Genomic DNA, 24,560 nt, shown 5'->3' with positions numbered 1-24,560 from the left:
CCCGGGAGCAGCACCATGCGCGCAGCCGTCCTGCACAAGACCGGCCAGGAGACCCTCGACGTCCGCGAGGACGTGACGGCCGTGGGCTTCGGGCCGGGCACCGTACGGGTCCGGATGCGCGCCGCCAGCCTCTGCCACTCGGACCTCTCCGCGATGAGCGGCGTGCTGCCGCAGCCCGCGCCGTTCGTCCCCGGGCACGAGGGCGCCGGGGACGTGGTGGAGGTGGGCGAGGGCGTCACCGGCCTCGCCGCCGGTGACCGGGTGGTGCTCTGCTGGATGGCCCCGTGCGGCCGCTGCGACCACTGCCGCCAGGACCGCGGCCACCTGTGCATCGCCAGCCTGCGCGGCCTCGGCGCCCCGGGCTTCCGGATCGCCGAGGGCGAGCTGAACGCCTCAGGCTTCTACGGCACCGGGGCCTTCGCCGAGGAGGTCGTGGTCGCGGCGAACGCCGTCATCAAGGTGCCCGCCGACCTCCCCTACGAGGCCGCCGCGCTGATCGGCTGCGGAGTGACCACGGGCATCGGCGCCGCCGTGAACACCGCCCGGGTCGAGCCCGGCGCCTCCGTCGCGGTGATCGGGGCGGGCGGGGTCGGCGTGGCCACCGTGCAGGGCGCCCGGGTCTGCGGCGCCGGCCGGATCACCGTCGTCGACCCGGTGGCCTCGCGCCGCGAGCGCGCCCTGGCCTTCGGCGCCACCGAGGCGATCGCGCCCGAGGAACTGAAGGCGGCGGCCAAGAAGCTGCCCGGCGGCGGCTTCGACTACGTCTTCGAGGCGGTCGGCCGCGCGGCCACCGTCCGGGCCGGCTACGAGGCCGCCCGGCGCGGCGGCGCGGTGGTGGTCATCGGCGCGGGCGCGCAGGACGACCTCGCGCAGTTCACCATGGGCGAGCTGTTCTTCAACGAGAAGCGCCTGCTGCCCTCGCTGTACGGCGGGGCGACGGTGACGCGCACCATCGGGCTGGTCGTGGACCTCTGGCGGGCCGGGCGGATCGACCTCGACGGGATGGTCACCCACCGGGTGGGGCTCGCGGACGTCAACGAGGCGATCGCGCAGATGCGCAGCGGCGAGGCGCTGCGGACGGTCGTCACGATGGACTGAGGGCCGGGCCGGGGGCGGGACGCGGGGACGGCCGGGCGGGGCCCGGGGAAGAGCGAGGGCCCGCCGGGGGAGTCCGTGCTCTCCCGGCGGGCCCTCGGGCGCGGCACCGCCGTGCGGTGCTGCTGCGCGGTGCCCTTGGTGCCGACGCCCTGGTGGTGGTGCGGTCAGCCCCGCGCGCCGGCCGCGCGGTGGCGGCCGTGCGGGTCGGTCTCCGGGCTGTCGTCGTCGGCGGAGCCACCGCGGTGGCGGCCGTGCGACCCGGCGTCCTTGGCCGTCTTCTCGTCGGCGTCGGTCCCGGTAACCGCGGGTCCGGTGGTGTCGGTGAGGGTGTCGGACATGAGATTCGTCTTTTCCGTGCGGAGGGTGCGGGTCATCGGCGCCCGGCCGGCGCCGGTGGCGCACGGTCGGGTCCCCGATCGGGTGCTCGGTACGCGCCCGTAGCCGGTGATCACGGCCCGTGCCCCGGCCACCATAACGGCCGGGACGGGCGAGATCCTATCGAGATCCTGACGCGAGTCCCGTGCTGGTCCGGGGCCCGGGGCCGGGCCGGCGGCGCACCGGCTCGCGGTGGACCGGGGGCGGTGCCCGGAGGTCGCCGGGCCGGGCCGACGGCCCGCGCTCACCTGCGCAGTTCACTCGGATCGCCCAGCGCGGCGTCGGGGCCGCCCGGCCGTGCGGGAGGGTCCGGGAAGGTCCGGGAGTTCGTGATCTTCGGCGGGCGGAGGGCGGATCAGCCCGGACGGCCGGTCCGCAGGAACGTGGCCAGCAACTCGTGCAGGACGGCGGCGCCCTCGTCGGCGAGCACCTCGTGCCCGGAGCCCGCCGCCTCGACGTACCGGAAGTCCTCGCCCTCGACCCGGCCGATCCGCAGCAGTTCGTGCCGCAGCGACCGGGACTGGCTCACCGGCACGACCTCGTCCCGGTTGCCGTGCACCATCAGCAGCGGCGCGCTCAGCCGGTGTGCGAGTTGCAGGACGTCGCGCGGTCCGCGGGCGTCGGAGATCGGCTCGCCACCGCCCAGGCGGGTGGCCAACGCCCCCACGGGGGGCGCCGCTTCGGCCAGCAGCCGGGCGCCGGACAGGAACGGTGCGACCACCGCGCAGCGGGCGACCTGCCCGGCCGGCGCGTGCGCGGCCGCCAGCAGCGCGAGGAAGGCGCCGTAGCTGACCCCGAAGAGGGCGGGCGGCTCCAGGCCCAGGGCGGCGCGCTGGCCGGCGATGCCGTCCAGCAGGTACAGGACGTCGTCCAGGTCGGGGCCGCCCCAGGCGCCCCGGATGGCCAGCGCGTGCGCCACGCCGTAGCCGGTGGAGCCGCGCTGGTTGGGCGCGACCACCGCCAGGCCCTCGGCGGCCATCCGCTGCAGCGCCGGGTCGAACTCCAGCCGCCAGGCGTCCGCCGGGCCGCCGTGCAGCGCCAGCACCAGGTGCGGGCTGCTCAGCCAGCTGTCCCCGCCGTACACCACGGCCTCCAACGGGCCTGCCGGGCCCGCCAGTTCGAGGCTCTGCGCGGGCTGCCAGCCGCCGCCGTCGCCGGGTGGGGTGCTGCCGTCCAGCCGCCAGCCGGGCGGTGTGGTCCGTACCGGGCGCATCCCGCCGGGCTGCCAGGGCAGGACGGTGTCCCGCCACGGGCCGGGCAACCCCGAGGCCAGCGGCGCGAGTTGAAGCGGCAGCGGTACCGGGGCGGAGGCGGCCGGGAGCGGGCCGTGCGCCAGCAGCGCGTCGACGTCCAGGGTGGCCAGCGCCGTCGGACGGTCGGGCGAGGAGTACGGCAGCCGAAGCCCGGCCTCGCCCCAGTGGCCGACCGCGCCGAGTCGCCCGGGCGGCGCCGGCAGCGGGTCCAGTCGTCCGGTGGCGGGCCGCCACAGCGCGAGTGTCGAGCCCGCGCCGTGGTCGATCTGCACCGCGACCCGGGGGCCGTCCGCCGCCACCCGCAGGGCCACCGGCCGCAGGAGCATGCCCGCGACGTGCAGGCACTCCGGGAACCGCAGCGGCTCCCCGGTGCCGAGGAGGCCCCAGCCGAGCCGGTCGGTGCCGGGCGCGTCGCTGCGCACCATCGCGAACCGGCTTTCCGGGTCGAACAGGACGAGGCGGTCGTTGCTGTGCGGGCCGATCTCCAGCAGCGGGGTGGTGCGGCCGGTGCGCAGGTCGAGCACCACGCTGCGGACCAGGCCGTCGTTCACCCGGTCCAGCGCGAGCAGTGTGCCCGTACGGTCGAGCCAGGTGCCGCCGCCGTGCAACCCGGGGATCTCGGCGACCTGTTCGGGCTCGCTGCCGTCCGTCCGCACCAGCCAGGCGGTGGTCGCCGGGCGGGTGTCGCTGCCGAGGGCGACCGCCACCGGCGTCCGCGGCCCGGCCCCGGCCGCCGCCGGGAGCGGCAGCGCCCGCAGTCCGGCCATCCTGAGCGCACCCGACCGCTCTTCCACGGCGGAGCTTTCGCCCGGCGTCAGGCGGGACAGGTCGTGCCGGTCGCCGTCGTGCCGACAGATCAGCACCGAGCCGTCCGGCAGGGCGACCAGCTGCGAGCGCAGGCTCTCCGAGCGGTTGCCGGGCAGTGCCAGTGCGGTCGGCGCGGCCGGCCCGCCGTCCTGCGGAAGCCGCCAGCTCTCCACGTACCAGCCGCTGTCGGCCGAGGAGGCGAGGCAGGCGGCGTGGCTGCCGTCGGCGGCGAAGGCGAAGTTCAGCCGGCGCAGGGCCTGGGTCACGGTCCGGGTGGCCACGTTCATGCTCCGCTCACCCCGGTGGTGCCGGCCGGGCGCGCGGCGCCGGACGGGCCTGTCGTGTCCGGCCGGAGCCGGGGGCCGCCGTGGCGCAGCCGCGGCCGGAAGGCCGGCGGGCCTGCCGCGCCGGTGCCGTAGCCGGCAGCGCGGCGGGCCCCGGTCCCGTCCGGGGGCACCAGGAGGTCGTCGCGCAGCGCCGCCCGCACCCGGGCCACTCCCCACCGCTGCCGCGGATGCTCGGCGCGCAGCCCGAGGATCGCCGGCGCCAGCCGACGGGCCGTCCCGCCGGTCCTGGCCGCGAGGGCGAGCCAGCGGCCGAGGCGTTCGGCGACCGGGCGGGCCCGCGGGAGGTCCTCGGACAGCAGCGGGTCGTGGCCGGTGGCCAGTAGGAAGAGGAGTCCGCCGAGGGCGTACAGGTCGACGGCCGGATCGGCGACGCGGCCGCGGTCGGCGGCGGCGAGCCGGCCGGGCCCGTGCTCGGGGGCGCGGTAGCCGGGGGCGCCGGCCGAGCCCGCGGGGCGTCCGGTTTCGGCGGCGAGTTCGAGGTGGGCCAGCCGCAGCGTGCCGTCCGGGCGGACCATGACGTTGCCGGGGGAGAGGTCGCGCAGCACCAGCCTCTGGGCGTGCACCTGTTCGACCAGATCGAGCAGTCCGTGCGCCACCGGCCCGGCCTCGGCCCAGTCGACGTCGGGGCGGCCGTCGCGCCGCAGCCGCGCGGCCACCCAGTCGTCCAGGGGCTGCCCGGCGATTCGTTCCTGCACCAGGAAGACGGAGTCCTCCTGCTCGATCAGTTCGACGGCGAGCGGCGCCAGGCCCTGCCCCGCCAGTCGGGCGAGCAGCGCGGCCTCGTGCCGCAGCGCGTCGCGGGCGTCGGTGCCGGCCCGGTCCACCCCCGTGTGCGCCCGGGCCTGCTTGACCACGACCTCGGCACCGCTCGACACCTCCCGGCCGAGGAACACCCCGCCCTCCGCGTCGTGCCGGACGGCGGCGGTCAGCGCGTACCGCCCGGCCAGCAGCACCCCGCCCCGGCGCTTCGCCCCGGCCGAAGGGGCCGCGGCGGAAGCGGAGGAAGGGGCAGGCGCGGAGGGAAGCGCCTTGCCGGAAGGGGCGGCGCCGGGAGAAGGGGCAGGAACGCGCGGCGAGGACACGGGCGGCCTGGCCGCGCGCCGGAAGCCGCCGGCGGTGACGTCCCGGTCACCGCCGCCTCCCCGGCCTCCGGCACCGGTCAGTGCCGCCCGTGTCGTCTCCGGCCACGAACCCGCCGCATCCGGTCCGCGCTCCACCGATCCCCTGTCCCCGGCCGCACGCAGCGATGTGCCCGCCCTCATTCGCCACCACATCCCTTCGTCTCCGCCGCCGCGCCGGGTGCCCACTGCTCGCGGCACCCGGGGCGGCGGCCCGGCCCGATCGGTTTCCCCGGAGGGGGCGGCGGTGCCGCCCCGGCACGGGAGTGCTCACCCGGATCCCGTCCGGCCCGCGCGGCATCCGCCCGACTCCGGGTCGTGGCTGCCGCCGGTGCAACTCCCGTTCGCAGGAGTGAAGTTACTTTCGAGCCGGCCGAAGCCTCAACGCAGAGCCGGTCACTTCACTCGTAAGGGTGATCAAGGCGTGGTTTCGAATTCGTACGAGAACCCTGCTGTGAGTAACGGGCGCCCGGCGCGCGGCCGCGTACGGAGCGCGCGGGCCCCGCCGGGCGCCTCCCGTCACAGATTGACGCGCACCCGTACGCCCACAGCTCCCGCGTCCGAACAGCCGCCGCGACTCCCCCGGCAGCCCGCCGAACGGCCGAGGCCCGACCGCGCCCGCGCGCACGGTAGTCTCGACAGGTGCCGAAACTGTCCGACGTCATCACCGCGCTCGAAGAGGTCTACCCGCCGCAGTGGGCGGAGTCCTGGGACGCCGTCGGCCTGGTCTGCGGGGACCCTCAGGCCGAGGTCAACCGCGTGCTCTTCGCCGTCGACCCCGTCCAGGCGGTCGTCGACGAGGCCGTGCAGTGGGGCGCCGACCTCGTGGTCACCCACCACCCCCTCTACCTGCGCGGCACCACCAGCGTCGCCGCCACCACCTTCAAGGGCCGGGTGGTGCACACGCTGATCACCAACGGCATCGCCCTGCACGTCGCCCACACCAACGCCGACCACGCCGACCCCGGCGTCTCGGACGCGCTCGCCGAGGCGGTGGGCCTGCGGGTCACCGGCCCGCTGGTACCGGACCCGACCGACCCGCTGGGCCGCCGCGGCACCGGCCGGATCGGCCTGCTGGAGCCCCCGCTGCCCCTCTCCGCCTTCGCCGCGCAGGTGGCGAAGGGCCTGCCCGCCACCGCCGCCGGCGTCCGCGTCTCCGGCGACCCGAACCGGCTGGTCAGCCGGGTCGCGGTGTGCGGCGGCTCGGGCGACAGCCTCTTCGCCGACGTCCGGGCGGCCGGCGTGGACGCCTACCTGACCGCCGACCTGCGTCACCACCCGGCCTCCGAGGCCGCCGAGGCGGCGCCCGTCGCGCTGCTCGACGCCGCCCACTGGGCCACCGAGTGGCCCTGGCTCACCCTGGCCGAGCGGGCCCTGCTGGCCGTCGCCGACAAGCGCGGCTGGGCCGTGGAGACCAAGGTCTCCCACCGGGTCACCGACCCGTGGACCGCGCACGCCCCCATGTCCTTCACCGCCTGACCCGATTCACAGGAGCTCTCCGCTTGAACGCCGCGCCCGCCGACCAGATCCGCCTGCTCGACCTCCAGGCCATCGACTCGAAGCTCGACCAGCTGGCCCACCGGCGCCGGAGCCTGCCCGAGCACGCCGAGATCGACAAGGCCACCGCCGACCACACCGCGCTCAAGGACCTCGTCGTCGCCGCCGAGGCCCAGAGGGGCGACACCGCCCGCGAGCTGACCAAGGCCGAGCAGGACGTCGAGCAGGTCCGCTCCCGTGCCGCCCGCAACCAGCAGCGCCTGGACTCCGGCGCGATCACCTCGCCGAAGGACCTGGAGAACCTCCAGCACGAGATCGGCTCGCTCGCCAAGCGCCAGGGCGACCTGGAGGAGGTCGTGCTGGAGATCATGGAGCGCCAGGAGAGCGCCAACACCCGGGTCGAGGAGCTGTCCGCCCGCCTGGAGCACTCCACCATCGTGCTCAAGGAGGCCGAGGGCCGCCGCGACGCCTCCTTCGCCGAGATCGACGGCGAGGCCGACAAGGTCAAGCGCGACCGCGAGACCGTCGCCACCGTCATCCCCGCCGACCTGCTGAAGGTGTACGCCAAGCTGCGCGAGACCCAGGGCGGCGTCGGCGCGGCCCGCCTCTACCAGCGCCGCTGCGAGGGCTGCCGCACCGAGTTCTCCATCACCGAGCTGAACGCCATCAAGGCCGAGCCGGCCGACAAGGTGGTCCGTTGCGAGAACTGCTCGCGGATCCTGGTCCGCACCTCCGACTCGGGCGTCTGAGCCGGTGGCGGCGCGTTTCGTCGTCGAGGCTGACGGCGGGTCCCGGGGCAACCCGGGGCCGGCCGGCTACGGCGCGGTGGTCCGTGACGGGGACACCGGGCAGATCGTCGCCGAGGCCGCCGAGTTCATCGGCCACGCCACCAACAACGTGGCCGAGTACAAGGGCCTGATCGCCGGGCTCAAGGCGGCCCGCGAGCTGGACCCGGACGCCTCGGTGGACGTCCGGATGGACTCCAAGCTGGTCGTCGAGCAGATGTCCGGGCGCTGGAAGATCAAGCACCCCGACATGCAGCCGCTCGCCGCCGAGGCGCGCACCGTCTTCCCGCGCGCCCGGGTCACGTACACCTGGATCCCGCGCGAGCGGAACAAGGACGCCGACCGGCTGGCCAACGAGGCGATGGACGCGGGCAAGGCCGGGCGCCAGTGGGAGCCCCGCAAGCCGGCGGCCGCCGTCGAGGAACCCCCGCTGGAGACCGCCGCGCCCAAGGCCGGCTGGGCGGCCCCGGCCGACCTCGGCACCCCCACCACCTTCGTCCTGCTGCGCCACGGCGAGACCCCGCTCACCCCGGAGAAGCGCTTCTCCGGCAGCGGCGGCAGCGACCCGGAGCTCTCCGACAAGGGCCGCTGGCAGGCCGAGCGGGCCGCCGAGGCGCTGGCCGCGCGCGGCAGCGTCCAGGCGGTCGTCGCCTCCCCGATGCGCCGCACCCGGCAGACCGCCGAGACCGTCGCCGCCCGGCTCGGCCTGGAGGTCCGGTACGAGGACGGGCTGCGCGAGGTCGACTTCGGCGACTGGGAGGGCCTGACCTTCGCCGAGGTGCGGGAGCGGTACCCGGACGACCTGACCGCCTGGCTCGGCTCCGCCAAGGCCAGGCCGACCGGCAGCGGCGAGAGCTTCACCACGCTCACCCACCGGGCCGGCGTCGCCCGGGACAAGATCCTCGCCCGGTACGCGGGGAAGACGGTCCTGGTGGTCTCGCACGTCAGCCCGATCAAGACCCTGGTCCGGCTGGCGCTCGGCGCCCCGCCGGACTCCATGTACCGGATGGAGCTGTCCGCCGCCTCGATCTGCGCCGTCCAGTACTACGCGGACGGCAACGCCTCGCTGCGGCTGCTCAACGACACCTCGCACCTGCGCTGACCGGCCGGTCACGGACGTGCTCAGTGCACGTCCGTGACCACCACGTCCAGCTGCCACGGCTTGCGCGCCGTGCCCTCCGCCGCGAGCTCGACCTGGTGGCCCAGCTCCAGCAGCGCGTCCATCAGCTCGCCGGGGGTCTTCGGCTCGGCCCCGGCGAGCAGCAGGTCCCGGACGATCCGGCCCTTGGTCGCCTTGTTGAAGTGGCTGACCACGGTGCGCTTGCCGTCGCGCTCCTGGAGCACCCGGACGGTCGCGGTCCGGGAGGCCACCTCGCCGGCCGGCTTCCACGCCGCCGCGTACGCGGAGCTGCGCAGGTCCAGCACCAGCCCGTCCGCGACCTCCGGGAGCACGGGGGCCGTCACGCTCCGCCAGTACGTGCCGAGCGCCCCCAGCTCCGGGAGCTTCACGCCCATCGAGCAGCGGTAGGACGGGATCCGGTCGGAGATCCGCACGGCGCCCCAGAGGCCGGAGAAGACCAGCAGCGAGCGCTCGGCCCGGTCGTACGCGGCGGCGTCCAGGGTGGCCAGGCCGAGGTTGTCGAACAGCACCCCGGTGTACACCTCGCCCGCCGGGCGGGCCCCGGCCGTCGGCAGTCCGGCGTTCTTGGCGATCTCGCCGCGCAGGCCGGGGGAGAGACCGAGCACCTCGGCGGCGGTGTCCTCGTCGCCCCGGCACAGGCGCACCAGCGCGTCCAGTACCGCGCCGCGCGCCGCCGTCAGCCCGGGCAGCGACAGCCGCTCCAGCGCCACCGGCCCGCCGTCCCCGGATCCGGCCTTGCCCTCCGAGGGCGGCAACAGCACCAGCACAGCGGACTCCTCGACGATCTGTGGCACACGAACCCCGCAACCCTACTGCGCCCGCCGTACGGACCCCGCCCTCGCGACCGCCCCCTTGCCCCGGCCCCGCAGCGGGCGGGCGGGCGCGGCCGGCAATTCGGTGGGGCACCCGGGCGTTCACCAGTACGGTGAGCGGCGAGGAGAGTGAGTGCGATGACCCTGCGACCCCTGGACCTGGTGCCCGGCGACGACGACGCCGTGGAGGAGTCCCTGTCCGTGCGCCTGCCCGCCGGCCTGCCGGCCGAGACCCGGACCGCGCTGGAGTTCGCGCTGCGGGCGGCCGCGCAGGCGGTGATGGCCGGGCGGGTGCGGGTGACCGGGGCGCCGGACGGCGCGGACACCGCCGAACTCGCCTTCGAGGTCCGCCAGTCCGACGTCCCCAGGGCGCTCACCGGGCCGACCGCTCCGGAGGCCGGTCGGGAGGCCGGTCGGGAGAGCAGGGCCGAGCGCCGGGCGGCCATGGTGGCCCGGATCCGCACCGCCAACGCGGAGACGCTGGAGAGGCTCAAGGACCTGTGACCGAGTACCTGGACCTCGACGACGTCACCTACCTCGCCGGCGGTCCGGAGACCGTCCGCGACCTCGGCGGCCTGCTCTCGGCGATCGCCCGCCCGCAGGCGAGCCTGTTCGGCGAGGACGCCTACCCGGACCTCTGGTCCAAGGCGGCGGCCCTCGGCCAGAGCCTGGCCCGCAACCACCCCCTGATCGACCGCAACAAGCGCACCGCCTTCGAGGCGATGCTGCTGTTCCTGGACTACAACGGCGAGCCGTACACCGACCCGCACCCGGACGACGCCGTGGCCTTCATGCTCCGGCTCGCCACCGGGGGCTACGACGACGCGGTCGCGCTCGCCGCCAAGGACCTGAAGTCCCTGCTGGGGCGCTGAGCCCCGCCGGGGCCGCCGGGCCGTGCCACCCCCTCCGGCCGGGGGCGGCGAGGCCCGGGCGTCGCCACCCGGACGCGCCACCCGGACGCGCCGCCAACCCGCCCCGGGCCGCCCCGCGGTGGGAGGATCGGTCCGTGCCCGCCCCCCAGCCCCGCGCCGCCGCCGCGCCCGTGCCTGCCCCCGGGCCCGCGCCCGGCCCCCGCCGCCGTCTGCTCGTCCTGGCGATCTGCTGCCTGAGCCTGTTCATCGTCGGCCTCGACAACACCGTGGTGAACATCGCCCTGCCGGTGATCCAGCGGGACCTGGGCGCCCCGGCGTCCGGGCTGCAGTGGATCATCGACGCCTACACCCTGGTGCTGGCCTCGCTGCTGATGCTGTTCGGCTCGGTGGCCGACCGCTTCGGTCGCCGCCGGGTGTTCCAGACCGGGCTGGTCTGCTTCGCGCTCGGCTCGCTGCTGTGCAGCCAGGCGACGAGCCTGGGCTGGCTGGTGGCGTTCCGGGCGCTCCAGGCGGTGGGCGGTTCGATGCTCAACCCGGTGGCGATGTCGATCATCACCAACACCTTCACCGACCCGAAGGAGCGGGCCCGGGCGATCGGTGTCTGGGGCGGCGTGGTCGGCATCTCGATGGCGCTCGGCCCGCTGCTCGGCGGCTTCCTGGTGGACGGCGCGGGCTGGCCGTCGATCTTCCTGATCAACGTCCCGGTGGCGCTCGCCGCCATCGCGCTGACCGCCCGCTTCGTGCCCGAGTCCCGGGCGCCCCGGCCGCGCCGGCTGGACCCGGTCGGGCAGCTGCTGATGATCGTGCTGCTCGGCTGCGGCACCGCCGCGATCATCGAGGGGCCGGCCAACGGCTGGACGTCCCCGCTGATCCTCGCGCTGGCCTCCACCGCCGGGGCCGCGCTGATCGCCTTCCCGCTCTGGGAGCGCCGGGTGGCCGAGCCGCTGGTGGACCCCCGGTTCTTCGCCAGCGCGCCGTTCACCGGCGCCACCGTCACCGCGGTCTGCGCCTTCGCCGCGCTCGGCGGCTTCCTCTTCCTCAACACCCTCTACCTCCAGGACGTCCGCCACTACGGCCCGGTCGAGGCCGGCCTGTGGACGCTCCCGATGGCCGGGATGATGCTGGTCTGCGCGCCGCTGTCCGGGCGGATCGTCGCGAGCCGGGGCCCGCGCCTGCCGCTGGTCGCGGCCGGTCTCGGCCTCGCCGCGAGCGGGCTGCTGCTGACCCGGCTCGCCGCCGACTCCCCGCCCGCCCTGCTGCTGGCCGCGTACGGGCTGTTCGGCTTCGGCTTCGGCATGGTCAACGCGCCGATCACCAACGCCGCGGTGTCCGGCATGCCGCGCGCCCAGGCGGGCGTGGCGGCCGCGGTCGCCTCGACCAGCCGTCAGATCGGCCAGTCGCTGGGCGTGGCGGTGATCGGCACGGTCGTCGCCTCGGCCGTGGTCGGGCCGGTCGCGACCGGCTTCGCCCGGGCCAGCCACGCCGGCTGGTGGATCCTGGTCGGCCTCGGCGGCGCCGTCCTCGTCCTGGGCCTGGTCACCACCACGGCCTGGGCGAGCGCGACGGCCGCCCGGGTGGCCGCCCGCCTCGGCGCCGAGCCGCCGGCCGTCCGGTCCGGTGTACGGGAGGCGCCGCCCGAGCGGCTACCATGACCACTACGGCGGAAGAGCCGGCCGGGCGGTCGCGACGGGTCCCAGACCCGCCGAGGAACGTCCGGGCTCCACAGAGCAGGGTGGTGGGTAACGCCCACCCGGGGTGACCCGCGGGACAGTGCCACAGAAAACAGACCGCCCACCGCTTTTCGTGGTGGGTAAGGGTGAAACGGTGGTGTAAGAGACCACCAGCGACCGGGGTGACCCGGCCGGCTAGGTAAACCCCACCTGGAGCAAGGTCAAGATCGGTGCCCTCGGGCACCGTGCGCGGACGTTTGAAGGCTGCTCGCCCGAGTCCGCGGGTGGACCGCACGAGGCTGTCGGCAACGGCAGCCCTAGATGGATGGCCGCCTCCCCGGGCCGCGCAAGCAACCCGGGAGACAGAACCCGGCGTACAGGCCGACTCTTCCGCCCCTTTCCCTCCCCGCCGTCCGGCGGGGCCCCGCCGGGTCAGGCGGGGCGGGCGCCGACGGCGTCGCGGATCTGGTCGCCGAGGCCGCCGTTGACGCGGGCGCAGTTGGCGCAGCAGAAGAACATGCCGGCGACTTCGACGCCGTGGCCGACGATGCGCACGTCGCACTGTTCGCAGCGCGGGGCGAGCTTCTCCATCGCGCACTCGAAGCTGTCGAAGGTGTAGGTGTCGCCGGTGACCGTCTTGATCTCGAAGGCCAGCCAGTAGTCGTTGCCGCAGGTGACGCAGATGGCCATGGCGGCCGTCTCCTTCCGGTGGGGCCGTCCCGGCGGGGCGGCTCGACTCCCAGTGTCGAAGGCCCGGTCGGCGGCGGCCACCCGGGGCGAGCGGCGGGGGCTCAGGCGGAGCGGGCGGAGAGGTCCTCCAGGGCGCGGACGGCGCGGTCGGCGTCGTCGGCGGCGACGAACAGGTGGTCGTGGTGGAAACCGGCCACCACGTTGCAGCTGATGCCCTCCTCGGCGAGCCGGCCGGACACCGCGGCGGTCAGCCCGACGGCCTCCAGCGCCGAGTGGATCCGCAGGGTGATCCAGGCCGCCACGTACTCGTAGCGCAGCCCGAGCGCGTCCGCCTCCTCCTGGGCGACCACCATCGTCACCCCCTCGGGTTCGGCGACGGTCACCACCGGCCGCATGCCGGCGGGCACCCGGGCGGGGAGCGTGCAGTAGACGTACCGCCCCGGGTTGAGCTGCGGGCTCATTGCGCGCAGCAGCGTCGCGAGGTCTCGTTCTGCGGCCATGCCCGCCACCGTAGCGGCTGGACGGGGGATGCGTCGTGCTCCGTGGGCGTGTCGAAATCCGTTGACGAGCGACAGTCACCGATATATCGTCGAGCTATCGAGACAGTAACTCGACTGCCTCGTCGAACCGTGGAGACGGAGGTGGGCGCGATGCGCTCGGAAGGTCAAGGAATGCGATTCCGCTGGGAAGGCCCGCGCGGAGGCGGCCCGGGCGGCGGCCGGCGCCGCGGCCCGGGCCCCGAGTTCCGGGGGATGCCCGGGGAGGGCGTCGAGGGCCGGGAGGCGTTCGGCGGGTTCGGCCCGCCGTTCGGCGGCGGCGGCCCCGGCCGGCCGATGGGCGGCCCGTTCGGGCACGGCTTCGGCGGCCACGGCGGCCGGCGCGGAGGTCCGCACGGCCGGCGCGGAGGCCGGGCCCGGCGCGGTGACGTCCGGGCCTCGCTGCTGGCGCTGCTCAAGGAGCGGCCGATGCACGGCTACGAGATGATCGCCGAGATCACCGAGCGGACCGGAGGGGCCTGGCGGCCCAGCCCGGGATCGATCTACCCCAACCTCCAGCTGCTGGAGGAGGAGGGCCTGATCACCGCGCAGGAGGTCGGCGGCAAGCGGCTGGTCTCGCTCACCGACGCGGGCCGGGCCGAGGCCGACGCCGGGCCGGCCGAACCGTGGGCGGAGGCTGGCCGGGAGGTCGACTGGGAGGCCGTCCAGGAGGTCGGCCAGGCACTCGCCGCCGTCGACCAGGCGATCCGGCAGGTCATGGCCACCGGCACCGAGGCGCAGCGCGCCAAGGGCCTGACCGTACTGACCGAGGCCCGCAAGAAGCTGTACCTCATCCTCGCCGAGGACGACTGACCGGCCCGGGGGAAGAACCCGCGGGAGAAGGGGGCGGGCGGTGCCGCTGCCCGGGCGGTCCGGGGGAGGGCCGTACGGGCCTCGCGGGGTTCATGGGCCTCGGGCGCTCACGGCCTTCACGGCCGGACCGTGAACAGCGCCACGGACACCAGCAGCAGCACCGCCCAGCCGAACCAGAGCCAGGCGTTCGGCCCGATGGCCACGCTGTAGAGGCACACCACCAGGAGCAGCACCCCGGTGACGCCCGCGACCTGCCGGTTGTGGTGCTCCACCGCCCGGGAGCGGCTCCTCGGGTGCCGTACCGTCCTCGCCATGCCGACCTCCCCGGGAGGCGAACGAAGGGCAACGCAGGGCAACACGGAGCAACGCAGGGCGACGGCGAAGCGCGCGGCCCGTCAGCCGGAGGCGCGGACGGTGGCCGCCTCGTCGTACTCGTAGCGCCAGAACCAGCTCAGGCCCCGAACCTGCTTGCTCCGGACGTACACCAGTGTGCGCGCGGCGGCCTCGCCGTGCGCGGGGACCGGAACCTTGTACTTCTTGGGCACGCCGAGCATCGGCCCCAGGGGGATGGGCAGGATCGTCCCGTCCAGGGGCCCGCCGACGAATTCGGTGTCCGCGCTCTTCATCCCCCCAGGGTCTCACCTCCGCGCCGGACCGGGACCGGGACCAGGGCCGGGGCCGTGCCCGGGGCGCCGGACGGGGTGCCTGCGGGGGAGCGCCGGGACGACCGGGGGCTCCCGGACGGGAGGGCGGGCGGGACGTCGCGTGCGGGCGGCGTGCCGGGAGTGTGCCCGGGGTGCGCCCGTGGGCGTCACCGCGAGTGTGACCGGAGAGGCACCGCCCCCGGTCATCCGGAGGCCCTCCGCACCCTTATCCTTCCTGTTACGCCCTCGGGGTCCACCCGGGTCAGCGGGCCCGTACGGGCCGGGCGAGGCGCGAATCCGCGCGCCCTCCGGCCGATTTGGCGCGGACAGCGTGCTGCCGCGACTGCGTACCGTGACCCGGGCGTCGGCCGCCCGGTGACCCCGGTCCACGGCCGACAGGGCGCGGACGTCAGGGCCGAGCACCCCGGGAAGCAGTCGGGGGCGCCGTGCGTTGCGTCGAGTGGTACGTCGAACGCTGTGTCGCACCAGGCACGGCAGTTGCGCGGAAGGGGCCCGATGGAAGCCGGCAGCAGGTGGACGACCTGGTGGCAGAAGCGTGAACGCCAGCGGGCGGGGGGCGCCGACGACCCGGCCGCCGGACTCGATCAGCTGCTCGGCGCCGCGCGCGCCGGATTCCCGCTCGCGCCCGCCGCCCACCCGGCCGGCTACCGGTGCTCCTGCGACCGGGTGGCCTGCCCGGCCCCCGCCCAGCACCCGGTCTCCTTCGCCTGGCAGACCCAGGCCACCACCGACCCCGAGCAGCTCTCCCGCTGGCTCGCCCGCGACCCGCAGGCCAACTTCATCACCGCCACCGGCCGGGTGCACGACGTGCTGGACGTCCCGGCGGAGGCCGGCCGGCTGGCGCTGGAGCGGCTGACCGCACTGGGCGTCGAGGGCCCGGTCGCCGCCGTCGGCGAGGACCGCTACCTGTTCTTCACCGCCACCCGCGGCACCCCCCAGGACGAGGACGAGTGGTGGCCGAGTGCGCTCGACTCCACCCCGGACACCATGTCCGAGCACCCCGGCCTGCGCTGGCACTGCCGCGGCTCGTACACCCTGCTGCCGCCGGCCGCGCTGCCGGACGGCTCCCACGTGAGGTGGCTGCGCGGGCCCGAGCAGCCGCTGCCGGACCCGCTGCGGGTACTGGACGTGCTCACCGACGCCTGCACCGAGGTGGGCGCCGTCGCCGAGGAGCAGTGGCTGATCGGCTAGGGCGCCCACCGGGCGGCGCGGGTCACGCCGGCCGTGCCCCGGTCACGGCAGGGTGAGGATCTCCGCGCCGTCCGCCGTGACCACCAGGGTGTGCTCGAACTGGGCGGTGCGCTTGCGGTCCTTGGTGACGACCGTCCAGCCGTCCTCCCAGATCTCGTAGTCGTAGGTGCCCAGGGTCAGCATCGGCTCGATGGTGAAGGTCATGCCCGGCTTGATCACCTCGGTGGCCCGCTCGCTGTCGTAGTGCGGGATGATCAGGCCGGAGTGGAACGACGTGTTGATGCCGTGTCCGGTGAAGTCCCGCACCACGCCGTACCCGAAGCGCTTGGCGTAGGACTCGATGACCCGCCCGATGACGTTGATCTGACGACCCGGCTTGACCGCCTTGATCGCCCGGGCGAGGGATTCCCGGGTGCGCTCGACCAGCAGCCGGGACTCCTCGTCCACGTCACCGACCAGGTAGGTGGCGTTGAGGTCGCCGTGCACCCCGTGGATGTACGCGGTGGCGTCGATGTTGACGATGTCGCCGTCCTGGAGCACCGTCGAGTCCGGGATGCCGTGGCAGATCACCTCGTTGATCGAGGTGCAGACGGACTTGGGGAAGCCCCGGTAGCCGAGGTCGGACGGGTAGGCGCCGTGGTCGCACATGTAGGCGTGGGCGACGGCGTCCAGCGCGTCGGTGGTGACGCCGGGGGCGATCAGCTTGGCCGCCTCCTCCATCGCCCGGGCGGCGATCCCGCTCGCGATCCGCATCTTCTCGATCGTCTCGGCGGTCTGCACCTCGGGCCCGGTGTACGGCGTCGGCGCGGACTTGCCGACGTACTCGGGGCGCGCGATGTGCGCCGGGACCTTGCGGGTGGGGGACTGGATGCCGGGTACGAGAGCCATGCCGCGAGTCTAGTCGCCGGTCCCCGGGGCCCCGGGGGGTGTGCGGCCCGGGCCGGGGCGGGGAATGATCGGTACCGACCCATCCTTCTGGCCTTCTGAACGGGAGAGCGCCATGCCCCTCGGATTCAACCGCAAGCCGACCGGCAAACCCGGCGAGTGGTTCTACTGCATCAAGCACAACAAGGTCGAAGAGGGCCCGGAGTGCCCGGCGAAGGACCGCCTGGGCCCGTACGCCACCCCCGAGGAGGCCGCCCAGGCACTGCGCATCGCCGACGAGCGCAACCGCGAGTGGCAGAACGACCCGCGCTGGAGCGACAAGCCGAAGGACGACGCCGAATAGCCCGCCCGGCGGGCTCGTCACGCCGTCGGGGCGGCCTCCCGTTCGGTGCGTTCGTGCTCGGCGCGGACGGCGGCGGCGTGGGGGTCGGTGCGGTCGTCGTAGCCGAGCAGCTTCGGGAGGGCGGCGGCGACCGCGAGCACGGCGACCACGCAGGCGACACCGCCGGCCCAGACGGCGGCGCGCACGCCGATCAGCCCGGCCATGGTGCCGGCCCGGACCTGGCCGAGCTGCGGGCCGACGGAGTAGCTGAGCAGTTCGACGCCGGCCATCCGCCCGCGCAACTCGTCGGGGATGGACTGGTTCCACATGGTCGAGCGGGCGAGCCCGCTGATCTCGTCGGCGCCGCCGGCCAGCGCCAGGCCGAGCAGCACCAGCCCGATGTGCTCGGTCAGTCCGGCGAGCGCCATCGCCGCGCCCCAGCCGACGGCGGCGGCCACCAGCAGCCGCCCGTGCCGGTGGACGCGGGAGGTCCAGCCGCTGGTGGCGCCGACCAGCAGGGCGCCCAGGGCGGAGGCGGCGTACATCGGGCCGAGCGCCCAGTCCGCCCCCAACTCCGAGGCCAGGAACGGGAAGACGGCCACCGGGTAGGCGAACAGCATGGCGCAGAGGTCGATCGCGTAGGTGCCGAGCAGGTCCTTGCGGCTCCACGCGTAGCGGACGCCGGTCAGCACCGCCCGGACGGACGGCCGTTCGGCGCCGGTGGGCGGCGGCACCGCCTTGATCCGGACGAGCAGCAGCAGCGAGACCGCGAAGGTGAGGACGTCCAGCGCGTACGCGGTCTGCACCCCGGCGAAGGCCACCACGACCCCGGCCAGCGCCGGACCGGCCACCGAAGCGGCGTTGTGGTACAGCGACCTGAGGGCGAACGCGGCGGTCAGGTGCTGGTGCGGGACGAGCCGGGGCAGGAGCGAGTCCAGTGCCGGGCGCTGGATGCCGTCGGCGGCCGCGACCAGTGCGGCGACCAGGTAGATCGGCCAGAGCAGCGGGTGCGGCAGCAGGGCGTTGACCAGCAGCAGCCCGGCCAGCAGGCCGAGCGCGACCTCCGCCCGCAGCACCAGCTTCCGGCGGTCCAGGGCGTCGGCGAGGGCGCCGCCCCAGAGACCGAAGACGATCAGCGGGACGAGTTCGACGGCGCCGATCAGGCCGACCGCGAAGGAGGAGCCGGTGAGCTCCTTGATCTGCATCGGTACGGCGACGAGGGTCAGGAAGCCGCCGAAGCTGGTGACGCAGCCGGAGGTCCACAGGTAGCGGAAGTCGCGGGAGGCACGCCAGGGTGCCAGGTCGGGTGCCAGCGATCGCAGCAGCCTCCGGGCGCGCCCGGGCACGGCGGGATGCGGGGGTTCGTCGACGTTCACGAACCGTCATCCTCGGACGGCGGTCACCGCTTCCGCAAAGGGTTTTCGGTCCGTCGGCGGTCGGAGCACGCGCACCGGCGGCTCGGGCGCCCGGTTCACCAGCGGCTGATCGCGGGCGTCGAGGTCAGCCGTTCGGCGAGTCGGGCGAGCCGGTCCCGGACGGAGCGGCGGTGGGTCCGCTGCCCGGCGGCGACGCTGACCAGGTGCTGGGCGAGGTCGAAGGGCCCCTCGGCGGCGGTGCCGACGGCCAGCCGCTCGTGCGCGAGCTCGCCGAGGCCGCCGGGGCCGCCGGCCGTCCCGGGCCCGGCCGGGGCGCCGCCGTCCAGCGCGAGCACGGTCGCGCCGCGCCGCCGGGCGTCCTGCACCCGCTCCAGCAGCGGGGCGCCGGCCGCCTCCGGGACCACCACCAGCACGGTGTCGCCGCGCCCGGCCCCGGTGAGCCGTCGCAGGTCGTGCAGCAGGTGGGCGGGGGCGCCGGCCGGCGGGCTGTGCCGCAGCAGGGTGGGCGCCAGCCGGGGGACGTCCGACCACGCGGCCTCGTCGTCCAGGTGGGCGGCCAGGTGCCAGGGCTCGTACGCCTCGGTGCCGACCAGCAGCAGCCCGCTCGCCCCGCGCCGTTCCACCGAGCGGCGCAGCGCCCCGGCGAAGCCGCCGACCGCCTCCAGCCAGCCCGTTCCCGTCAGCCGTTCCCGGAGTGCCGAAACTCTCACCGCGTCCATGCGGGCCAGGATGTCCCGCCGGGCCGGGGATTTGGCAGGATCGGCCCATGACTTCCCTCGATTCAGCGACAAACCCGGCCCACGAGGTGCCGGACGTCTCGCAGCTGGTGGTCGGTGTCCTCGGCGGCACCGGCGACCAGGGGCGGGGACTGGCCCTGCGGCTGGCCAAGGCCGGCCAGCAGGTGCTCATCGGCTCCCGTGACGCCGCCCGCGCGGAGGCCTCGGCGGCCGAGCTGGGCCTCGGCGTGCGCGGCGCCGACAACGCCGCCGTCGCCCGGGAGAGCGACGTGGTGATCATCGCGGTCCCGTGGGACGGCCACGCCGCCACCCTGACCGCGTTGCGCGAGGAGCTCACGGGCAAGATCGTCGTCGACTGCGTCAACCCGCTGGGCTTCGACAAGCAGGGCGCGTACGCGCTGAAGCCGGAGGAGGGCAGCGCCGCCGAGCAGGCCGCCGCCCTGCTGCCGGACTCCCGGGTCACCGCCGCGTTCCACCACCTCTCGGCGGTGCTGCTCCAGGACGAGTCGGTGGAGAGCATCGACACCGACGTCATGGTGCTCGGCGACGACCGGGACGCCACCGACGTCGTGCGGGGCCTGGCCGGCCGCATCCCCGGGATGCGCGGCATCTACGCGGGCCGGCTGCGCAACGCCCACCAGGTGGAGTCGCTGGTCGCCAATCTGATCTCGGTCAACCGCCGCTACAAGGCCCACGCGGGCCTGCGGATCACCGACGTCTGACCGGCACGGGCCGTGTCGACCTCACCCCTGGACCGGCTCCGGAGGTGAGGTCGGCGACAATGGGTGGCGGCCGTGACCCGGCCGCCCGCACCCGTTCTAGGAGCCTCCCGCCATGCCTCGCACGTCCCTCTTCGCCCTGGCCGCCGTCGTCCTCGCGCTCGTGGCCCTGGTGGTCTCGCTGGTCCAGGGCTTCTGGCTGGGCCTGATCTGGCTGCCGCTGGCCGGCGTGGCCAGCAACGTGCTGTGGATGGACCGCCGCCGGGCCCGGATCGCCGCGGCGGCCGCCGAGCAGGGCTGAGGCCCTGCCCCGCCCGCGGTCCGCCGGAGGAGCTAGTTCTTCCAGAAGCTGAACAGGTACCGGCCGAGCGTGGCGTAGTCCTGGTCCACGCCGAACAGGTTCATCAGGCCGTGGACGATCCCGAAGAAGAACTGGTTCACCTGGGGCTGCCACAGCAGCGCGAACACCGCGAGCATCCCGTACGGCGCGAACGGCTCGACCGCGCGCCGGGTCTTGTAGGACAGCCAGGGTTCGACGATCCCGTAGCCGTCCAGTCCGGGCACCGGCAGCAGGTTCAGCACGGCGGCGCTCAGCTGGAGGAAGCCGAGGAAGCCCAGCGCGCCGGAGAACGGCGAGATGGTCAGCTCGTAGCCGTTCCAGAACGCGTGCACGGTCGGGTCGTCCAGCCAGCCCGCGCCGATCGGGATCAGCAGCGCCGCCGCGATGAGCAGGTTGACCAGCGGGCCGGCCGCCGAGATCAGGCTGTGCTTGAGCCGGCCCTGGACGCGGTGCCGCTCGATCCAGACCGAGCCGCCGGGCAGGCCGATGCCGCCGAGGATCACGAAGACGATCGGCAGCACGAAGCTGAGCAGCACGTTGGCGTACTTCAGCGGGTTGAGCGTGAGGTAGCCCTTGGCCCCGACGGTGATGTCGCCGCCGTGCAGCGCGGTGCGCGCGTGGGCGTACTCGTGCAGGCAGAGGGAGACCATCCAGCCCGCGACCACGAACAGGAACACCCCGAACGAGGCGTTGCCGTAACCCTGGTACACCGCCCAGCCGGAGGTGCCGAGGACGGCGAGGAGCGCCCAGAACACCGGGCTGATCCGGCGGTCCTCGCTGCGGGAGCGCGGCGTGGCGGCGAAGGTCATGGTCTGGGTGCTCCGTGGGGAGGGGAAGGCGGGCGGGCGCGGGCGGGTCGATCATGCCGGGCGGGCCGGTGACCGGACAAGCCGTCCCGGGTGAACGTCCGGGCGCGCGGTGGCGTTCCACCCTACGTGCCGGGGCCGGGAGGGGCCCAGCACAATTGTGCGGCCCTTCCCCCGGGCATCGACCAGAATGGTGCGGTGCACTACGGCATCCTCGGGACGACGACGGCCCACCACGACGACGGCACGCCGGTAGCGATCGGCGGCGCCCGGCTGCGGGCCCTGCTCACCGCCCTGGCCCTGCGGCAGGGCCGGCCGGTGCCGGCCGACCTGCTGGTGGACGAGGTGTGGGAGGCCGAGCCGCCGCAGGACTCCTCCGCCGCGCTCCAGACCCTGGTCGGCCGGCTGCGCCGCACCATCGGCCGGGACGAGGTCGGCTCCGGCCCGGCCGGGTACTGGCTGACCGGCCCGGCCACCGACCTCGCCGACTTCCAGCGGCTGACCGGTGAGGGCCGCCGCGCCCTGGACGCCGGGGACCACGCGCTCGCGGCCGAGCGGCTGTGCGCCGCCCTGGCCCTGTGGCGCGGCCCCGCGCTCGCCGACCTGCCGGACCGCACCGGCCCGGCCGTCCGGCTGGAGGCCCAGCACGAGGAGGCCCGGCGCCACCGGATCACCGCGGACCTCGGCCTCGGCCGGGCCGCCGAGCTGATCGCCGAGCTGGCCGAGCTGTGCGAACGGCAGCCGCTGGACGAGCCGTTGCAGCTGCTGATGATCCGGGCGCTGCACGAGAGCGGGCGGACGGCCGAGGCGCTGCGCCACTACGAGCGGACCAGGCGCGCCCTGGCCGACGAGCTCGGCGTCGACCCGGGGCGCGGACTCCGTTCCCTGTACGCCGAGTTGCTCGCTCCGACGGACCCGACGGAGCTGACGGGCCCGGTGGCCCCGACGGCCCCGACGGCCCCGACGACCCCGAAGGCCCCGGCGGCCCAGGGGGAGCGGAACCCGGATCCCGCCCCCGTCACCGCCTCCGCCCCCGCGGCGCCCCAACTCCCGCGCCCCGGCGGCAACCTGCGCGGCCGGCTGACCAGCTTCGTCGGCCGCGAGGACGATCTCGCCGCGCTGTGCGCGATGCTGACGGACCGTCGGCTGGTGACCCTGACCGGCCCCGGCGGCTCCGGCAAGACCAGCCTCTCGACCGAGGCCGGCCGCGCCGAGCAGTCCGCCGGGGGCTGGCCGGACGGCGTCTGGGTGGCCGAACTCGCCCCGCTGGAGAGCCCGGACGCGGTGCCCGCCGCCGTGGTCTCGGCGCTCGGCCTGCGCGAGATCGTGCTGCACAGCACCAGCATGGTCGCCGAGGTGATCGAGAAGCGGGCCGAGGACCCGGTGCGCCGGCTGGTCGAGCACTGCGGCCACCGCCGGATGCTGCTCGTCCTGGACAACTGCGAGCACCTGATCCAGGCGGCCGCCGACCTCGCCGACGTCCTGCTCGCCGAGTGCCCCGGGCTGACGGTGCTCGCCACCAGCCGCGAGCCGCTGGGAGTGCCGGGGGAGACGGTGCTGCCGGTGGAGCCGCTGCCCGACCCGGTCGCGCTGCGGCTGTTCGTCGAGCGCGCGGCCGCCGCCCGTCCCGGCTTCGACCCGCAGGGCGACCCGGAGGCCTGCGCCGAGATCTGCCGCCGGCTGGACGGACTGCCGCTGGCCATCGAACTGGCCGCCGCCCGGCTGCGGGTGATGACGGCGCGCCAGATAGCCGACCGGCTGGACGGCCGGTTCGCGCTGCTCACCGCGGGCAGCCGCACCCTGCTGCCGCGCCAGCAGACGCTGCGCGCGGTGGTGGACTGGAGCTGGGACCTGCTGGGCAAGCGGGAGCGGGCGGTGCTGCGCCGGCTCGCGGTGTTCGCGGGCGGCTGGCAGCTGGAGGACGCCGAGGCGGTCTGCGCCGACGGCGTCGAGGTGGCCACCGGCGACGTCGCGGACCTGCTGCTGTCGCTGGTCGACAAGTCCCTGCTGGTGGCCGACCTGGACGGGGCCAGCCTGCCGCGCTACCGGATGCTGGAGACCATCCACGAGTACGCGACCGAGCGCCTGGCCGCGTCCGCCGCCGAGCGCGCCGCCACCGAGGCCCGTCACCTGGCGCACTTCCGCACCATGATCGCGGTCGCGGAAGCGCAGATCCACGGCCCCCGGCAGCTGCACTGGCTGGCGGTGCTGGAGCGCGAGCAGGACAACATCCGCGCGGCGCTGCGCCGGGCGATCGACCTGCGGGACGAGGACCAGGCGCTGCTGCTCGCCCTCGGCATGAGCTGGTACTGGTCGCTGCGCGGCTACAGCATGGAGGCGCGCACCTGGTACACCGCGGTCGGCGCGCTCGGCCCGGACCCGTTCGGCCCGGACGCCCCGCGGGCGGTGCCGCTGGAGCACAGCGTGTTCGCGTACGAGCTGCCGCTGTCCGCGCCGGTGGTCGAGGAGGCCCGCCGGCTGCTCGCGATGTTCCGGCTGATCGGGCTGTTCGAGGGCAACCTGGACGTCCTCGGCGACCCGGAGGCGGTCGAGGTCGCCCAGCGGCTGATGGACGCCTACACCCCGGACCTGCCGCAGTCCTACCGTTTCCCGGCGCTGATGCGGGTGTTCGGCGCGTTCCTGGCCGGCCGCCTGGAGGTGATGAAGGACCTGCTGGACGACGCCGTGCTCGGCTGCGAGCGGTACGGCGGGCCGAGCGACCTGGCGTTCATCCTGCAGGTGCGGGCCAGGATGCTGAACGACTGGCCGAGCGGCGCGGAGCAGAGCATCGTGGACGGCAAGCGCTCGCTGGAGCTGTACGAGCAGGCGGGCGACCTCTGGGGGATCTCCCAGGCGCTGGCGGCGCACGGCGAGTCGCTGGCCAACCGGGGCGATTCCGCGGCCGCCGCGGAGGCGTACGAGCGGGCGATCGGGCTGGTCGAGGAGCTGGGGGCGCCGCTGGAGGTGCCGATCCTGCGGGTGAACCTGGGCACCGCCCTGCTGGAGCACGACATGGACCGCGGCGAGCGGGTCGTCCGGGAGGCGCTGGCCTCGATCGAGACCCCGGGCCTCAACCAGTCCACCACCGGGGCCCTGATGTTCGGCCACCTGACGCTCTGCGGCCTGCACGCCCAGCGCGGCGAGTTCGAGCTGGCGCTGGCCGAGCTGGACGAGCTGGACACGGTCCGGGTCGGCGGCTTCGCGCCGAGCCTGGTGACCGGGATGCTGCTGAGCGCCCGGGGCTGGATCACGGCCCGGGCCGGCGATCCGGAGGCGGGGTTCGAGCTGCTGCGCGACGGCTGGCGGCAGCTGCGGGCGGTGACGGCGGCGAGCGGCTTCGCCGAGCACATGACGGTCATGGTGGTGCCCGCGGTGACGGCGGTGCTGTGCAGCTTCGCCCGGCGCGACGGGGACCTGGAGCGGGCCCGGGCGGCGGCGGTGCTGATCGGCGCGCACGGCGGGCTGAACGGCCCCAAGGGCGGCTACCTGGACCGGTCCGAGCGGGCGCGCACGGAGGCCGTCCTGCGGGAGCTGATGGGCGACGCCGAGTACGAGGAGGCCCGGGACGGCGGGGTCGGGACGTCCCAGGAGCAGGCCTTCGAGCTGCTGGAGGGGCTGATCGGCTAGCCCCGGACTCCCCGGACTCCCCGGGCTCCCCGGACTCCGCGGACGCCCCGCACTTCCCGGGCCCGTGCGGCCGGCGCC

Annotated in this window: 25 protein-coding genes and 1 other RNA gene; 14 read left to right on the top strand and 12 right to left on the bottom strand. The window is 75.3% G+C overall.

Translation table 11 applies throughout. The features are described 5' to 3' along the window. The first annotated feature begins 15 nt into the window (after window positions 1-15). Window positions 16-1,098, top strand: a complete 1,083-nt coding sequence (locus ACGFSC_RS30970) for an alcohol dehydrogenase catalytic domain-containing protein (RefSeq protein WP_359896892.1) — start codon at window positions 16-18, stop codon at window positions 1,096-1,098. A gap of 164 nt (window positions 1,099-1,262) precedes the next feature. Here the strand turns inward: ACGFSC_RS30970 and ACGFSC_RS30965 are convergent, their stop codons facing one another. From ACGFSC_RS30965 to ACGFSC_RS30955, 3 genes are all read right to left on the bottom strand, one after another. Continuing rightward, entirely contained in the window at window positions 1,263-1,436 is a 174-nt protein-coding gene (locus ACGFSC_RS30965; RefSeq protein ID WP_359896893.1) for a hypothetical protein, read from the bottom strand. A 392-nt stretch (window positions 1,437-1,828) separates the two neighbouring features. Next, window positions 1,829-3,820: an alpha/beta fold hydrolase gene (locus ACGFSC_RS30960; RefSeq protein ID WP_359896895.1), complete on the bottom strand. Its 1,992-nt coding sequence runs from the start codon at window positions 3,818-3,820 to the stop codon at window positions 1,829-1,831. Beyond that, entirely contained in the window at window positions 3,817-4,833 is a 1,017-nt protein-coding gene (locus ACGFSC_RS30955) for a hypothetical protein (RefSeq protein ID WP_359896897.1), read from the bottom strand. The genes ACGFSC_RS30960 and ACGFSC_RS30955 overlap by 4 nt, the downstream gene beginning before the upstream one ends. Before the next feature lie 807 nt (window positions 4,834-5,640). Between ACGFSC_RS30955 and ACGFSC_RS30950 the strand changes: the two genes are divergently transcribed. The 3 genes from ACGFSC_RS30950 to ACGFSC_RS30940 are packed head-to-tail and all read left to right on the top strand — an operon-like array spanning window position 5,641 to window position 8,382. After that, window positions 5,641-6,477 carry a Nif3-like dinuclear metal center hexameric protein gene (locus ACGFSC_RS30950; RefSeq protein WP_359896898.1) on the top strand — a complete coding sequence of 279 codons (837 nt, stop codon included), beginning with the start codon at window positions 5,641-5,643 and terminating at the stop codon, window positions 6,475-6,477. A gap of 23 nt (window positions 6,478-6,500) precedes the next feature. Continuing rightward, window positions 6,501-7,244 (top strand): C4-type zinc ribbon domain-containing protein, encoded by a 744-nt coding sequence (locus tag ACGFSC_RS30945; RefSeq protein WP_359896899.1) that lies wholly within the window; start codon window positions 6,501-6,503, stop codon window positions 7,242-7,244. Between the two features lie 4 nt (window positions 7,245-7,248). Continuing rightward, window positions 7,249-8,382, top strand: a complete 1,134-nt coding sequence (locus tag ACGFSC_RS30940; protein WP_359896901.1) for a bifunctional RNase H/acid phosphatase — start codon at window positions 7,249-7,251, stop codon at window positions 8,380-8,382. A gap of 20 nt (window positions 8,383-8,402) precedes the next feature. Here ACGFSC_RS30940 and yaaA read toward each other — a convergent pair whose 3' ends face one another. Continuing rightward, a complete protein-coding gene (yaaA, locus tag ACGFSC_RS30935) occupies window positions 8,403-9,188 on the bottom strand; it encodes a peroxide stress protein YaaA (RefSeq protein ID WP_359897126.1) in 786 nt (261 codons plus the stop codon). Between the two features lie 183 nt (window positions 9,189-9,371). On the opposite strand from yaaA, the gene ACGFSC_RS30930 reads away from it, so the two are divergent. From ACGFSC_RS30930 to rnpB, 4 genes are all read left to right on the top strand, one after another. Next, the gene (locus ACGFSC_RS30930; protein ID WP_359896902.1) at window positions 9,372-9,737 is read left to right on the top strand and encodes a hypothetical protein; all 366 of its coding nucleotides are present in this window, start codon (window positions 9,372-9,374) and stop codon (window positions 9,735-9,737) included. Beyond that, a complete protein-coding gene (locus ACGFSC_RS30925) occupies window positions 9,734-10,105 on the top strand; it encodes a type II toxin-antitoxin system death-on-curing family toxin (RefSeq protein ID WP_359896904.1) in 372 nt (123 codons plus the stop codon). Before ACGFSC_RS30930 ends, ACGFSC_RS30925 begins: the two co-directional genes overlap by 4 nt. 170 nt (window positions 10,106-10,275) lie before the next feature. Continuing rightward, window positions 10,276-11,757, top strand: a complete 1,482-nt coding sequence (locus ACGFSC_RS30920) for a DHA2 family efflux MFS transporter permease subunit (protein ID WP_359897128.1) — start codon at window positions 10,276-10,278, stop codon at window positions 11,755-11,757. A 13-nt stretch (window positions 11,758-11,770) separates the two neighbouring features. Beyond that, window positions 11,771-12,168: RNase P RNA component class A (gene rnpB / locus ACGFSC_RS30915), an RNA gene on the top strand. Between the two features lie 39 nt (window positions 12,169-12,207). On the opposite strand, the gene ACGFSC_RS30910 is transcribed toward rnpB, so the two are convergent. Continuing rightward, window positions 12,208-12,465, bottom strand: coding sequence for a Prokaryotic metallothionein (locus ACGFSC_RS30910; protein ID WP_359896907.1), 258 nt, complete (start codon window positions 12,463-12,465; stop codon window positions 12,208-12,210). Between the two features lie 101 nt (window positions 12,466-12,566). Beyond that, window positions 12,567-12,965: an ACT domain-containing protein gene (locus ACGFSC_RS30905; RefSeq protein ID WP_359896909.1), complete on the bottom strand. Its 399-nt coding sequence runs from the start codon at window positions 12,963-12,965 to the stop codon at window positions 12,567-12,569. Window positions 12,966-13,136: 171 nt separating this feature from the next. Between ACGFSC_RS30905 and ACGFSC_RS30900 the strand changes: the two genes are divergently transcribed. Further along, window positions 13,137-13,814 carry a PadR family transcriptional regulator gene (locus ACGFSC_RS30900; protein ID WP_359896911.1) on the top strand — a complete coding sequence of 226 codons (678 nt, stop codon included), beginning with the start codon at window positions 13,137-13,139 and terminating at the stop codon, window positions 13,812-13,814. A gap of 116 nt (window positions 13,815-13,930) precedes the next feature. Here the strand turns inward: ACGFSC_RS30900 and ACGFSC_RS30895 are convergent, their stop codons facing one another. Further along, the gene (locus ACGFSC_RS30895; RefSeq protein ID WP_359896913.1) at window positions 13,931-14,128 is read right to left on the bottom strand and encodes a hypothetical protein; all 198 of its coding nucleotides are present in this window, start codon (window positions 14,126-14,128) and stop codon (window positions 13,931-13,933) included. 81 nt (window positions 14,129-14,209) lie between these two features. Further along, window positions 14,210-14,440: a hypothetical protein gene (locus ACGFSC_RS30890; protein WP_359896915.1), complete on the bottom strand. Its 231-nt coding sequence runs from the start codon at window positions 14,438-14,440 to the stop codon at window positions 14,210-14,212. Window positions 14,441-14,974: 534 nt separating this feature from the next. On the opposite strand from ACGFSC_RS30890, the gene ACGFSC_RS30885 reads away from it, so the two are divergent. Beyond that, window positions 14,975-15,670 carry a bifunctional DNA primase/polymerase gene (locus tag ACGFSC_RS30885; RefSeq protein ID WP_359896917.1) on the top strand — a complete coding sequence of 232 codons (696 nt, stop codon included), beginning with the start codon at window positions 14,975-14,977 and terminating at the stop codon, window positions 15,668-15,670. 42 nt (window positions 15,671-15,712) lie between these two features. Here the strand turns inward: ACGFSC_RS30885 and map are convergent, their stop codons facing one another. Next, on the bottom strand, window positions 15,713-16,558 hold the full coding sequence (gene map / locus ACGFSC_RS30880; RefSeq protein ID WP_359896918.1) for a type I methionyl aminopeptidase: 846 nt from the start codon (window positions 16,556-16,558) through the stop codon (window positions 15,713-15,715). Window positions 16,559-16,670: 112 nt separating this feature from the next. Between map and ACGFSC_RS30875 the strand changes: the two genes are divergently transcribed. Further along, on the top strand, window positions 16,671-16,898 hold the full coding sequence (locus ACGFSC_RS30875; protein ID WP_359896920.1) for a hypothetical protein: 228 nt from the start codon (window positions 16,671-16,673) through the stop codon (window positions 16,896-16,898). 17 nt (window positions 16,899-16,915) lie between these two features. Here the strand turns inward: ACGFSC_RS30875 and ACGFSC_RS30870 are convergent, their stop codons facing one another. Both ACGFSC_RS30870 and ACGFSC_RS30865 read right to left on the bottom strand, forming a co-directional pair. After that, on the bottom strand, window positions 16,916-18,253 hold the full coding sequence (locus ACGFSC_RS30870; protein ID WP_359896921.1) for an MFS transporter: 1,338 nt from the start codon (window positions 18,251-18,253) through the stop codon (window positions 16,916-16,918). 95 nt (window positions 18,254-18,348) lie between these two features. Continuing rightward, a complete protein-coding gene (locus ACGFSC_RS30865) occupies window positions 18,349-18,972 on the bottom strand; it encodes a hypothetical protein (RefSeq protein ID WP_359896922.1) in 624 nt (207 codons plus the stop codon). A 47-nt stretch (window positions 18,973-19,019) separates the two neighbouring features. On the opposite strand from ACGFSC_RS30865, the gene npdG reads away from it, so the two are divergent. Further along, on the top strand, window positions 19,020-19,712 hold the full coding sequence (npdG, locus tag ACGFSC_RS30860) for an NADPH-dependent F420 reductase (protein ID WP_359896923.1): 693 nt from the start codon (window positions 19,020-19,022) through the stop codon (window positions 19,710-19,712). Window positions 19,713-19,824: 112 nt separating this feature from the next. Next, window positions 19,825-20,010 (top strand): hypothetical protein, encoded by a 186-nt coding sequence (locus ACGFSC_RS30855; RefSeq protein WP_359896925.1) that lies wholly within the window; start codon window positions 19,825-19,827, stop codon window positions 20,008-20,010. A 32-nt stretch (window positions 20,011-20,042) separates the two neighbouring features. Here the strand turns inward: ACGFSC_RS30855 and ACGFSC_RS30850 are convergent, their stop codons facing one another. After that, window positions 20,043-20,858, bottom strand: coding sequence for a site-2 protease family protein (locus ACGFSC_RS30850; RefSeq protein ID WP_359896926.1), 816 nt, complete (start codon window positions 20,856-20,858; stop codon window positions 20,043-20,045). Between the two features lie 195 nt (window positions 20,859-21,053). Between ACGFSC_RS30850 and ACGFSC_RS30845 the strand changes: the two genes are divergently transcribed. Further along, entirely contained in the window at window positions 21,054-24,482 is a 3,429-nt protein-coding gene (locus ACGFSC_RS30845; protein WP_359896928.1) for a BTAD domain-containing putative transcriptional regulator, read from the top strand. Window positions 24,483-24,560 lie beyond the last annotated feature (78 nt).

This window comes from Kitasatospora sp. NPDC048715, from assembly GCF_043198905.1.
Classification (GTDB): Bacteria; Actinomycetota; Actinomycetes; order Streptomycetales; family Streptomycetaceae; genus Kitasatospora; species Kitasatospora lactacystinica.
This window is presented reverse-complemented; position numbering and strand designations above follow the sequence as displayed.